The organism is Streptomyces sp. NPDC044061, assembly GCF_056434305.1.
This window is the reverse complement of sequence record NZ_JBWKFL010000022.1, coordinates 68310-79929: the sequence shown is the minus strand read 5'-3', so window position 1 is coordinate 79929 and position 11620 is coordinate 68310. Positions and strand designations below refer to the sequence as shown.

General features: G+C 69.9%; 10 protein-coding genes and 1 pseudogene. 4 read left to right on the top strand and 7 right to left on the bottom strand.

The window, feature by feature from the left end; genetic code table 11:
- Positions 1-32: 32 nt before the first annotated feature.
- Complete coding sequence (locus tag AC07CM_RS31615; RefSeq protein ID WP_478879887.1) at positions 33-974, top strand: helix-turn-helix transcriptional regulator; 942 nt, start codon at positions 33-35, stop codon at positions 972-974.
- Between the two features lie 17 nt (positions 975-991).
- On the top strand, positions 992-2011 hold the full coding sequence (locus AC07CM_RS31610) for an aldo/keto reductase (protein WP_478879886.1): 1020 nt from the start codon (positions 992-994) through the stop codon (positions 2009-2011).
- A gap of 210 nt (positions 2012-2221) precedes the next feature.
- Here the strand turns inward: AC07CM_RS31610 and AC07CM_RS31605 are convergent, their stop codons facing one another.
- From AC07CM_RS31605 to AC07CM_RS31595, 3 genes are all read right to left on the bottom strand, one after another.
- Positions 2222-3232, bottom strand: coding sequence for a DMT family transporter (locus AC07CM_RS31605; RefSeq protein ID WP_478879885.1), 1011 nt, complete (start codon positions 3230-3232; stop codon positions 2222-2224).
- Positions 3229-3837 (bottom strand): TetR/AcrR family transcriptional regulator, encoded by a 609-nt coding sequence (locus AC07CM_RS31600; protein WP_478879884.1) that lies wholly within the window; start codon positions 3835-3837, stop codon positions 3229-3231. The genes AC07CM_RS31605 and AC07CM_RS31600 overlap by 4 nt, the downstream gene beginning before the upstream one ends.
- Positions 3838-4036: 199 nt before the next feature.
- A complete protein-coding gene (locus AC07CM_RS31595; protein WP_478879883.1) occupies positions 4037-4927 on the bottom strand; it encodes a helix-turn-helix transcriptional regulator in 891 nt (296 codons plus the stop codon).
- 164 nt (positions 4928-5091) lie between these two features.
- Here AC07CM_RS31595 and AC07CM_RS31590 point away from each other — a divergent pair, with 164 nt between their 5' ends.
- Both AC07CM_RS31590 and AC07CM_RS31585 read left to right on the top strand, forming a co-directional pair.
- A complete protein-coding gene (locus AC07CM_RS31590; protein ID WP_478879882.1) occupies positions 5092-6108 on the top strand; it encodes a zinc-dependent alcohol dehydrogenase family protein in 1017 nt (338 codons plus the stop codon).
- A 238-nt stretch (positions 6109-6346) separates the two neighbouring features.
- Positions 6347-6550: pseudogene (locus tag AC07CM_RS31585) on the top strand (alpha/beta hydrolase); the annotation flags it as partial.
- 400 nt (positions 6551-6950) lie between these two features.
- On the opposite strand, the gene AC07CM_RS31580 reads toward AC07CM_RS31585, so the two are convergent.
- The 4 genes from AC07CM_RS31580 to AC07CM_RS31565 form a co-directional block, all read right to left on the bottom strand.
- Positions 6951-7142 (bottom strand): hypothetical protein, encoded by a 192-nt coding sequence (locus AC07CM_RS31580; protein WP_478879881.1) that lies wholly within the window; start codon positions 7140-7142, stop codon positions 6951-6953.
- Between the two features lie 780 nt (positions 7143-7922).
- Entirely contained in the window at positions 7923-8321 is a 399-nt protein-coding gene (locus AC07CM_RS31575) for an STAS domain-containing protein (RefSeq protein WP_478879880.1), read from the bottom strand.
- The gene (locus AC07CM_RS31570; protein WP_478879879.1) at positions 8318-9409 is read right to left on the bottom strand and encodes a cobalamin B12-binding domain-containing protein; all 1092 of its coding nucleotides are present in this window, start codon (positions 9407-9409) and stop codon (positions 8318-8320) included. The genes AC07CM_RS31575 and AC07CM_RS31570 overlap by 4 nt, the downstream gene beginning before the upstream one ends.
- Positions 9406-11076 (bottom strand): PP2C family protein-serine/threonine phosphatase, encoded by a 1671-nt coding sequence (locus AC07CM_RS31565; protein ID WP_478879878.1) that lies wholly within the window; start codon positions 11074-11076, stop codon positions 9406-9408. The genes AC07CM_RS31570 and AC07CM_RS31565 overlap by 4 nt, the downstream gene beginning before the upstream one ends.
- Positions 11077-11620: the final 544 nt, after the last annotated feature.

The window sequence follows — 11620 nt, the reverse complement described above, 5'->3', positions numbered from 1 at the left end:
CGCCTCGCCCGTCGAGCTTCCGAGGCCTGACCATGACTGAGAGTGACAAGCAGCGGAATCGGGCCGCTGAGGTCCGCGAGTTCCTCAGCACCCGGCGCGCCCGGATCACTCCGGCGCAGGCCGGGCTGCCGGTCTTCGGCGGGAAGCGCCGTGTCGCGGGGCTGCGCCGTGAAGAGGTCGCTCTGCTGGCGGGCATGAGCGTGGACTACTACGTCCGGCTGGAGCGCGGAAACCTCAGTGGAGCGTCCGACTCGGTCCTCGAAGCTCTCGCGCACGCTCTGCAGTTCGACGAGGCCGAGCGCACCCACCTTTACGACCTGGCCCGCGCGGCCACTGCCTCAGGCCGACGGCCCACGGTGACCGCTTCCCGGGTGCGGCCGACGATCCTGCGGCTGCTCGACTCCATGACCGACATACCGGCGTACGTCCGCAACGCACGGTTCGACATCCTGGCCACCAACGGGCTGGGCCGGGCGCTGTACGCACCCGTCTTCGACTCGCCGCTGTTCGCTCAGCGCGGGCCGGTCAACAGTGCTCGTTTCATGTTCCTGGACCCCGCGAGCAGGGAATTCTGGGTCGACTGGGACAAGGGCGCCGACGACGCAGTGGCCTTCCTGCGGACCGAGACGGGCCGGGCACCGCACGACAAGGCGCTGACCGATCTGGTCGGAGAGCTCACGACGAGGAGCGGTGACTTCGCCCGCCGGTGGGCTCGCCACGACGTCAAGTTCCACCGCTCGGGCGTCAAGAACCTGCACCATCCGTCGGTCGGCGATCTCGCCCTGCCCTACGAGGCCATGGACCTGCCGTCCGACCCCGGCCTCCGGCTCAACTTCTACACACCTGAACCGGACTCGCGAGAGCGGGAGGCACTCGGTCTCCTCGCCAGTTGGGCGAGCACCGGAACGGCCGTCTCCTCCGGGAGTGACCGTCCAGGGAACAACTGGCAAAACGGACATGAACAACGGACATGAACGAGGAGAACAGCTTCATGCAGTACCGACCGCTCGGCCGCACCGGTGTACAGGTCAGCCCCCTGTGCCTGGGCGCGATGATGTTCGGCCCCTGGGGCAACGAGGACGAAGCCGAGTCGATACGGATCATCCACCGAGCCCTCGACGCGGGCATCAACTTCGTGGACACCGCCGACGTGTACTCCGGCGGTGTCTCGGAGGCGATCGTCGGCAAGGCGCTCAAGGACCGTCGTGACGGCGTCTTCCTCGCCACCAAGTTCTTCATGCCGATGGACCCGGACGACCCCAACCAGCGCGGCGGCTCGCGACGCTGGATCATCCGCGCGGTCGAGAACTCCCTGAGGCGGTTGGGTACCGATCACATCGACCTCTACCAGGTCCACCGCCCCAGCCCGGACACCGACGTCGAAGAGACCCTCGGCGCCCTCTCCGACCTCGTTCACCAGGGCAAGATCCGCTACATCGGCTCCTCGTCCTACACCGGCTCCCAGATCGTCGAAGCCCAGTGGGCATCCCAAGAGCGACGTCTGGAGCGGTTCGTGACCGAGCAGCCGCCGTATTCGATCCTGGTCCGCGGCATCGAGGAAGACGTCCTGCCCACCGCGCGCCGCCACGGCATGGGCACGCTCACCTACAGCCCGCTCGCCGGCGGCTGGCTCTCCGGCCGCTACCGCAAGGACAACACCTCCGGCCCGGCCTCCGCAGCGCGCCCCGCGGCCCGGTTCGACATGACCAGCCCCGACAACCAGCGCAAGCTCGACGCTGTCGAACAGCTCGCACTCGTGGCGGAGAAGGCCGGCCTCACCCTGATCGAGCTGGCCGTCGCCTTCGTCATCAACCATCCGGGGGTCACCTCCGCGATCATCGGCCCCCGCACGATGGAGCAGCTGGTGGCGTTCCTGCCTGCCGCGGACGTCACGCTGTCGGCCGACATCCTTGACCGCATCGACGAGATCGTGGCACCCGCGGTGACCGTCAACCCCGCCGACAACAGCTACGGCGACTTCGAACTCCGCGCCGGCCAACGTCGACGCTGACGTACAACCCGAGCGGGCAAGTGTTCGGTGCCACGTCGACCAGGGCGACGGCACTGTTCCCGTCGGCACGGCCCCGCCCAGCACCGCCGCGTGATCCGCTCACCGCCCTCACCCAGCCGCCCCCTTGACGCCAGACGCTGCCGCTGACGCCAGACGCTGCCGCGTGGCGCGCCTACGACGCTCAGTCACACTCTCGCGGCCACGAGCGCCTTACACAGCGCCGGGGCGCACCAGGTCCCCGTGCAGCGCTTCGCCGGGATCATCGCCCGGTGCCTGCTCGCCAGGTTGTCGCCGGCGACGGAGCCCCGGTGCCGGAGCAGTGAGGACAGCCAGGCATGCGACGACCAGTGCGATGCCGGTCCAGCCGGTGGCAGGGAGGCGTTCACCGACGACGAGGACGGCGAGGACGGCCGCGACGGCCGGTTCGAGCAGGGACAGGGTCGTGGCTGTGCTGGCGGGCACGTGCGTGAGTCCCCAGCCGAACAGGACGTAGCCGGTGAACATGGGGACCAGCGCCATGTAGGTGCCGACGGCCGCGTTGGACCAGGAGCCGATCAGCGGGGCGCCGGTCGCCGCCAGGACCGGCAGGAGGAGCAGTCCGCCGAACCCGAAGACGGTGCCCATCGCCGCCCGGGAGGGGATCCCGCGGCTGATGAGCCGGTGTGCGGCCCAGGAATAGAGGGCGTAGGTCGCGGCGGCGACGAGGCCGAGGCCGACACCGAGCAGTGTGGCGGCCACGGACGTCTGTCCCGTGCCGTCGGCGGCGTGGGCGGCTTCGGCTACACACAGCAGGACGGTGCCGAACAGGCCGAGGCCGGCCGCGAGCATCCAGCGGCGCGTGAGCCGGCGGTCGTCCACGACGCGTTCGATCAGGGCCGAGGCGAGCGGGGCGGTGCCGATCGACACCACGGTGCCCACGGCGACTCCGGCCAGGCGCATCGAGCTGTAGAAGGCCAGGGGATAGACCGCCACCGAGGCGGCACCGAGCAGCACGGTGCCACGCTGGGCACGCAGCCGAGGCGCGTGGCGGGTGATCTGCGGGGCGGCGACAAGGGCCTGGAGGATTCCACCGAGGCCCATGGCGACGGCGCCGATGGCGAGCGGGCCCACGCCGGGGGCGAAGGTGGCGGCCGTACCGGTCGTGCCCCACAGAACGGAGGCCGCCAGCACACACAGCGCCCCCACCGCGGCGGACCGGCCGTGTCCGGGCCGCCGCCTCACAGCCGGTCCAGCAGCTCGGCCGCCATGGCGCGGGCGTGCCGGAGGCGGTCGCCGTCACCTTCCAGGCCGGCCCGCGCCATCGCGCCCTCCAGAAGGAAGGCGAGGTGCTCGGCCATCGCGCGCGCGTCGCCGGGGCGGTCGGGCAGCAGTTCCTCCAGATGACCGGCGATCAGCCGCTCGACCTCCTCCTTGTGGGCGCGCACCACGGCTCGGCCTTCGTCTCCGGCCGGGAGCTCGGCGGCGGCGTTGAGCAGTCCGCAGCCGCGGAACCCGCGCTCGTACGCGAACGCCGCGTGGTCGGCGTACGCGTCGAACACCGCGAGGACGCCGTCGCGCGGCCCCTCGGTCCGCTCCAGCCGGGTCCGGTACAGGCCGAGCCACTCCTCGTGCCGGGCGTCGAGATAGGCCCTGACCAGGTCGGCCTTGGAGGCGAAGTTGTTGTAGAGGCTCATCTTCGCCACACCGGCCTCGGCGGTGATCGTGTCGATGCCGGTCGCCGCGACGCCGTCGGCGTAGAAGCGACGGGCCGCCGCCTCCAACAGTCGTTCCCGAGCCGGACGCCGCCTGCTGCCGGCCGCCGTACTCACATCCGTCTCGTTCACCATGGCTCCACACTAGGTAGGTAGGTCTACCTAGTGTAGGGGATCGGTCTGCGCTTCGGCCACACGTCCGCCGCCGCACGCGGGCGCACTGAAGCCGGGCTACGCGCTCCTGGTTCCGGGCGTGCACCACCACAGCGTGCACGGAGGGAGCAGTGAATCCGCCGCTTTGGGGGCCCAGCCTGCCGCCGGCCGTGGTCGGGCTTCAGCCTGTTGTCGATCGTTGCGTCAGCGAGTCGGCCTCCTGGGTTGCGGCCCACGACGCGAGCAGGCGCAGGCCCTCCTCGGAGGGCGAACCGGGTTCCGCGGTGTAGATCGTGAGGGTCAGACCGGGTTCGGCGGCCATGTCCAGGCCCTCGAAGGCGAGAGTGAGCTCTCCGACGGCCGCGTGGTGGAACCGTTTGGTGCCGGTTCCGTGGTGGCGGACGTTGTGGGCACCCCAGCGGGTGCGGAACTCCTCGCTGCGGGTGGACAGCTCGCCGACGAGGTCGTGCAGGTCCTTGTCGTACGGGTCGCGGCCGGCTTCGGTACGCAGGATGGCCACCGCCATGTCGGCGAAGAGATCCCAGTCGGGGTAGAAGCGCCGGGAGGCGGGGTCGAGGAAGTTGAAGCGGGCGAGGTTCGCCTGGTTGTCGGCCATGGCGTAGACGTCGGCGTAGAAGGCCCGGGCGAGCTGGTTGGCGGCGAGCAGATCCATGCGGCCGTTCCGCACGAACGCGGGTCCGGCGGTGATCGCGTCCAGGGTCCACTGCAGACTGCGGTGCGGCGTCCAGTGCCTGCTGGCACGGCGCCGGGGGCGGGTGAGGACGTCGGAGCCGTCGGCCGCCTGGGCCAGATGGAGCAGGTGGGCACGCTCGGCGTCATCCAGTTGCAGGGCGCGGGCGACGGACTCGAGGACGGCCGGTGAGACACCGCCGAGGTTGCCGCGCTCGAGTTTCGCGTAGTACTCGACGCTCATGTCGGCCAGGGCCGCCACCTCGCTCCTGCGCAGCCCCGGCACGCGGCGACGGGAACCGGCAGGCAGCCCGGCCCGCTCCGGAGTGATCTTCGCTCGCCGCGAGGTGAGGAACTCGCGGACCTCGTCACGGTTGTCCACCCCTCGACCGTACGGCCTGCACGGCTCGGGAGGGGTGTACCAGCAGTACACCTCCCGCTGGTGACTCGCTGCAGGTGCGGGGAGCCGGTTACCTGGATGTCAGGTACTCCCCGCGGCCCCGGCCGTGCCGGCGGGCCGCCCCTCAGATGTAAGGAACCCCCCTCATGCGCGGAGCAGTGATCCACGCCCCTGGCGATGTGCGCTTCGAGAATCTGGAAGACCCGAAGATCCTCCAGCCGACGGACGCGATCATCCGTACCGTCCTCACCTGTGTGTGCGGCTCGGACCTGTGGCCCTACCGCGGCCTGGACCCCGTCGGCGACCCCCACCCGATCGGCCACGAATACGTGGGCATCGTCGAGGAAGCCGGCAGCGAGGTCACCTCGGTCAGGCCGGGCCAGTTCGTGATCGGTTCGTTCGCCACCTCGGACAACACCTGCCCGAACTGTCTCGCCGGCTACCAGTCCAACTGCGTGCACCGCGAGTTCATGAGCACCTGCCAGGCCGAGTACATCCGTGTCCCGCAGGCCCAGGGCACCCTGGTGGCCACCCCCGAGCAGCCCGACGACGCCTACCTGCCCAGCCTGCTGACCTTGTCCGACGTCATGGGCACCGGCTGGTACGCCGCCAGGGCCGCCGAGGTCGAGCCCGGTACCACCGCCGTCGTCGTCGGCGACGGCGCCGTCGGCCTGTGCGGCGTCATCGCCGCCAAGGAACTCGGCGCCGAACGCATCATCGCCATGAGCCGCCACGAGTCCCGCCAGAATCTCGCCCGCGCGTTCGGCGCCACCGACATCGTCACCGAACGCGGCGAGGAGGGCATCGCCCGCGTCAAGGAGCTGACCGACGGCGTCGGCGCCGACTCCGTGCTGGAGTGCGTCGGCACCGCGCAGTCCATGCAGCAGGCGCTGCGCTCCACCCGCCCCGGCGGCAACGTCGGCTTCGTCGGCGTCCCGCACGAGGTGGCCATCGACGGCCAGGAACTGTTCTTCTCCCACGTCGGCCTGCGCGGCGGCCCCGCACCCGTGCGCGGCTATCTGCCCGACCTGATCGACCGCGTCCTGACCGACCGCATCGACCCCGGCAAGGTCTTCGACCTCACCCTCCCCCTGGACCAGGTCGCCGAGGGCTATCGCGCCATGGACGAACGCCGCGCCATCAAGACCCTCCTCACGCCCTGACTTCCCCTGTCGCGTCTGCGGGCCGAGCACCCCTGCGGCCCGGCCCCGCGCACTCGTTCCCGCCCTCGCGCAAAGGACGGACGTCGACCACCGTCCTTGTGGTAACTTCGCCGTCGCCGTGCACCATTGCGCATTCGAGGAGGTGAGTCCGATCAACACTGTGACGCGTCGGGGCTCCCTCCTTTGCATGGCCTAGGGAGCGCCCGCACAAGGGATTCCCGAAAGGCTTGAAACGCTGATGCGCTTCACCTCCCAGACGTCGTCGGATGGCGTCACCGAACGCTTCTTCTTTCTCGACGAGATCCCGGGCGTGCTCTGGACGCCCGAACGCGCCCATGGTCCTCGCCCCCTGATCCTGCTGGGCCACGGCGGCAGGCAGCACAAGACGGCCCCCGGTACCGTGTCCCGCGCGCGCCGCTACGCCGCCGAGGGTTTCGCGGTCGATCACGAGAGGACAAGTTGCCCTACAGGCACAACGAAGCGAACACCGCCGCTGCGCGGCTCCGCACCGAGGAAGCCATTCCTCCCGGGGCTGAAGCCGATTGGCCTGGCCGACCTGCCCGGAGGGGAAACAGGCGAGCGTGAGGGACGGTGTGTTGAGCAGGCCGAGGCCGAGCAGTCCCCCGTCGCCTTGGGCGTGGGTGCCACTGGCCGTGACGAGGACCGCCGCAACGGCCGCGGTGCCGAGGGAAGCGAGTTTGGTGGCGAGCTTCACAAAAACCTCTCCCGTGAGCGGCTGCGAATCTGAATGACGGCGACAGAATGCCGAGTCCGTCAGGCAGACAGCTCCATGGCACACCGACACATCACCGTCATGCAGTCCTACGCCCCAACGAGGGCGGTCAGGTCCAGGGGCCGCTGATGACGTGTCGCTCGGGGAAGATCCGGGACTCCACGTACCGTGCGACCGCGCGCACTTCGTCCGGCGTGCCGATGCCGGCAAGTTCGAGGTACGCGGTGGTCGCGGCGCCGGCATCGTTGTAACGCAGGCCCAGGGAGGCGGTATTGGTGAGGCACGTACCGAACGTCCGCACATAGCCCGCGACTCGGTAATCTGGTAGTACCAGATGAACTGGACCATGCGCCGGACGAAACCGGACTTCACGTCAACGCCGTACTCGTAGAAGTCCGCTCCGTTGGTCCGGGATTTCACGTAGGCGACGATCGGGCAGGCGACTACCTGGGCCGCGGCGGCCAGGACGGTCAGCACCGCGAGCGACTGCAGGGGTGCCGGCGCCCCGACACGTCCGCCGATGACGGGCACCAGCACCGCCAGGACGACCGCGAGCGGGGACACGGGTACCGACCAGACCGGTACGGGTGGCGGAGGAGGGGTGCCGGTGGGCGGTCAGGACGCCTCGGTGCCGGATGCGAACGAAGGTGGGATGCCGCCCGCGACCGACGGGGGCGGCCCCGGTGGGGCAGCCGTTGCAAGGGCCCGACGACTTCGTCGACGGCATCAAAGTCATCGGTGAACCCACGTCCACGGACTCGCGAACCCCGAGACGCCTCAAGTGCCCGGCGCATCACCTCACCGGCAGGCCGACATGAATTGCGTACCGAATCGTCGGAACGGGACCAGGACCAGGCCGACTCCGCCGACAGCGGCCACGGTCCCCGCTACTTCGCAGGGCAGGACTTCGGAGCCGGTTCGTTCCACCTTGCCGGTGATCCCGGACCGGATCTCGGTACGGACACCGCCTCGTCCCCGGAGGGCGACGCACCGGCGTCCGAGTTCGACGCCTTCTCCTTCTCCGCGTCACCTGAGGCGCTCGCCCGACCCTACTGCCCTGTGACCGTGGCCGGCCCGCGAGTCAGGTGGCGCCCGCTCCGGTGATGCCGTCGTCCTCTGCCATTCGTACGGCTCCCTCGCCCGGTGCCGGGGCGGTGAGGTGGTCCAGGACGTTGGTGAGGTGGAGCATGCGCTCCAGATGGTCCGGCCGGTTGTCCAGATGGAGGGTGGCGCCGAGGGCGCCGGCACGACGGTGGATCATCAGCAGTGCGGACAGTCCCGAGGAGTCGATCCACGTCAGCCCGCTGAAATCGAGGCGTACATCGCTGAGCGGAGCGTGGCCGACGGTCAGGTTCTCGGCGACCGCGTCGAGCAGGTCGTCGCTCGTGTCGTAGTCGAGTTCGCCGACCACCCGCACGGTCAGCGTGGCGGGGTCACGGTCGAAGCTGAGGGTGAACTCACTGGGTGGCAAGGCTGTCATGCGTGGATGTCGGGGCCGGGGACAGGACGGATGGAGCGTTCGCCCAGGGCGGCGGTGCCCTCCTGGATCAGGTTCAGACTACGCGGGAAGTCGCGGAGCTGACCGGCCAGGGCCTCCAGACCGCTCACGAGGGAGTGGGCGGGGACGTGACGGGCTTCGAGGATGTCGGCGGTCCAGGTGAGGAACGTGGTGAAGATTTCGGGGTCGTCGATGTAGAGGGCGGTCGCCAGGAAGTCGACGACATGGGCGATGTCCTCCGCGGTGCGCTCGCGTTGGGCGTCGGTGTATCCGCGCATGGCGGGGAAGCGGGTCTCCAGGTCGACCAGGGTCTGTTTCACGAGCTGGGGGCGGGACTGGACGACCATCGTGTACTCCTGGTCGGCCAGGTGCGGCAGGTCGTCCACCGCCTGCCGGCTGGCCGACGGGTCCGGCCGTCTCATTCCTTCTTCCAGTACGGCGACGGCGCCCCGCGCGTCGGCCGCCCATCCGTCGGCGCGAAGAGCCCGGGCGTAGCGGCCTTCGGAGCCGAAGGCGCGGCCGCCCACGATGACAGGGACGCCTATGGCCTGGCAGGCGGTGATGGCGGCGTGGGCGGTGGGCAGGTTGGTGGGGATCGATCCGGACAGCAGGACGGCGTCGGGGTTGGTGTGGTGCAGGTGGGCGACCAGGTGCGGGGCGGGGGTCTGGGCGCCGAGGAAGTCGACCCGCCAGCCCCGCAGGGACAGGACCTCGGCGACGAGCCGGGCCGGGAAGGCGTGCCACTCGCCGTCCACACAGCAGACCGTGACATGCCCTCGGTGATGACCAGGGCGCCCGCCGTCGCGGTAGCGTCCGTGGGCCAGGGAGGCGATGACCCGCTCGTTGATGGCGGTGGCGGCGTGCTCCTGAGCGACGGTGATGCGGTCGGCGGCCCATTCGACGCCGACCGTCTCCTGGACGGGCGCGACCACCTCCAGCAGCAGCGTTTCCTCATCCACACCGTCGGCGAGTGCCTCGTGAACGATCTCGGCGGCCGCGTGTTCGTCGCCGTCGGCCACTGCCTGCCACAGCCGCTTCACCAGATCGGCCGTCGCGGTGGGACGAGTCACCTGTTCCTCCTGCTGTTCGGACCGCCTGCGAAGCCGTCGACCCCCCTCAGCGAGCCGGTCCTGGGGGCACTGATGGCCACGGCGGCCATGTCGTCGTGGCCACCCGAGCCCAGCCACTGGGCGGCCAGCATCTGCACCCGCTCCACGACCGCTTCAGTCGGCATGCCCGCGCATTCGGCGAGCACACGCCGCAGACGGTGTTCGCCGAGGAGTTCGTCGCCCAACGGGCCTCCGCGGGCTTCGGTGATGCCGTCGGTGTAGAGCAGACAGGTCTCGCCGGGGGCGAGCACCGTCTCCACCGTGCGTGCGGTGACGGCCGGAAGAGCACCGACCAGGGTTCCGTGCGTGGGCGCTTCCTCCACCGTGCCGTCGGCTCGGACGATCAGCGGCGGCAGATGGCCCGCACTGGTCAGCCGCACATGCGCCCGGCCGCCGCGGCGGCGTACGGAGGCCAGCACCAGAGTCGCGAAACGGGTGTGGTGCGAGGTGAGCAGGGCACCGTTGAGCAGACCCAGAACCCGCTCGTGATCCTCGGCCAGGGGCAGCAGGGCGTGCAGCGTGTTGCGGATCTTGCCGGTGAGTACCGCCGCGTCCAGGCCTTTTCCTGCTACGTCTCCCAGGACGACGAGGGTCTCCTGGGCGGGATCGGTACCGGGGTGGACGTCGTAGAAGTCCCCGCCGATCCGTTCATGGTCGTTGGAGGCCCGGTAACTGCCGGCGTACTCGATGCCATCCACGTGCCGCAGCACGGGCGGCAACAACTCACGCATCAAGGTCGCGGTGATGGTGGCCTGTTCGGTGTAGAGGCGGGCCGCGGAGAGGGCGGCTCCGGCACGGGCCGCGAACATGCGGGCGAAGACCTCCTCACCCTTGGTGAAGGCCTGTTCGGTACTGGAGCGCAGCAGGATCAGGGCTCCCGCCGGTACGCCGTGGCCGGGAAGAGGGGTGACGATCACGGAGCCGACGGGTCCGGCGAAGCCGTCCGGGATCACCCAGTCGGGGATGTCGGCGGGATTGATCCAGCGAGCGGGCACGGGCGGGAACCCCTGGAGGGCCTCGCTCAGGCCCGGCACGCTGGAGATGTCGACTTGCCGCGTGGTCTGGATGACGCGCTCACCCGGGCGTGCGTACGTCAGCGGGTAACGCCGTCCGAGCGGCGGCGCGACGAGGACGGCGGCTTCGGCGAGATGATCTGCGGCCATGGAGGCAGCCACTTCCATGCAGCGCGGCACGTTCAGCGTGGACAGCAGCGCGCTGGAGGCCTGGGCGAGGACTTCGAACCGCATCCGCGCGTCGCTCAGGGCGGCCTCGGCCACGTGCCGGTCGGTGTCGTCGACCAGCCACCACACGACATCGCCATCGCCGCTGAAGGTCGGATGCGCTTCGTAGAGACGGTCGTTGATGCATCCGGTCAGTGGACCGGCAGAGGCGCTGCGCGAACCGTCGCTGATGCTCTGGTGCGCTCCCCAGAGCCAGGACGGAGCCCTCTCGTGCAGCCGGTCACCGCTGGTGACCTCGGGCAGGAGCAGCCGGGCAGCCTCGTTGATCCGGACAAGGCCGCCGTGTCGGTCGACGACCAGTACGGGGTAGGGCGCCTCGGTCCACGTCGCGCCGACCCTGAGGTCGGCGTCGGACGGACGGGATGAGGGACCGTGAGAAACAGACACAACCGGAGGCACGCACCGTGCGCACCCCACCACCTTCCTGCCATGGAAAACAGATGTCCTACGACAACCGTCCCGCATCCACCCCCGGGGTCGCAACCCGCCCGGAAAATACATACTTACGGCCGCGCATGATGACGCGGAAGGTCTGACCCCGGATGAGGAAGCGCTTGTCAGACCCTGCTTCCAGCGTTCGCCGGCACGGGAATCCACTGCGAGTACGTTCGTCTGTCCGCTGCTGAGCCGGAGCGAGCCCTGGGCGATCCGTCTCGGGCCCAGGACCGAATCGACGGCCTCGGCGACGCCTGGGCCGACCCGGCCGCGGGCCGGACACGAATTGGAACGTCTCAAGGTGATCGCGCGACGCTGTGGGGTGAAGCCCTGAGAGCCGAGGCGCGGTGGCCGCGGGGCGATGTCGAGAGCCATTCCGGCGTGGGCGACGGCGTAGCCGGACGCCTCGGCGAGTGACCTCGTACGCGTCCGGAACGACGGTACGCATCCCTTGACGGCACTCGCCAACTCTCATAAGTTGCGACCGCATTGAGAA

Excerpts from the sequence above, each read along its gene's own strand:
- AC07CM_RS31615 (WP_478879887.1), top strand. The coding sequence starts at position 33 with ATGACTGAGAGTGACAAGCAGCGGAATCGGGCCGCTGAGGTCCGCGAG.
- AC07CM_RS31610 (WP_478879886.1), top strand. The coding sequence starts at position 992 with ATGCAGTACCGACCGCTCGGCCGCACCGGTGTACAGGTCAGCCCCCTG.
- AC07CM_RS31600 (WP_478879884.1), bottom strand. The coding sequence starts at position 3,837 with ATGGTGAACGAGACGGATGTGAGTACGGCGGCCGGCAGCAGGCGGCGT.
- AC07CM_RS31590 (WP_478879882.1), top strand. The coding sequence starts at position 5,092 with ATGCGCGGAGCAGTGATCCACGCCCCTGGCGATGTGCGCTTCGAGAAT.
- AC07CM_RS31575 (WP_478879880.1), bottom strand. The coding sequence starts at position 8,321 with ATGACAGCCTTGCCACCCAGTGAGTTCACCCTCAGCTTCGACCGTGAC.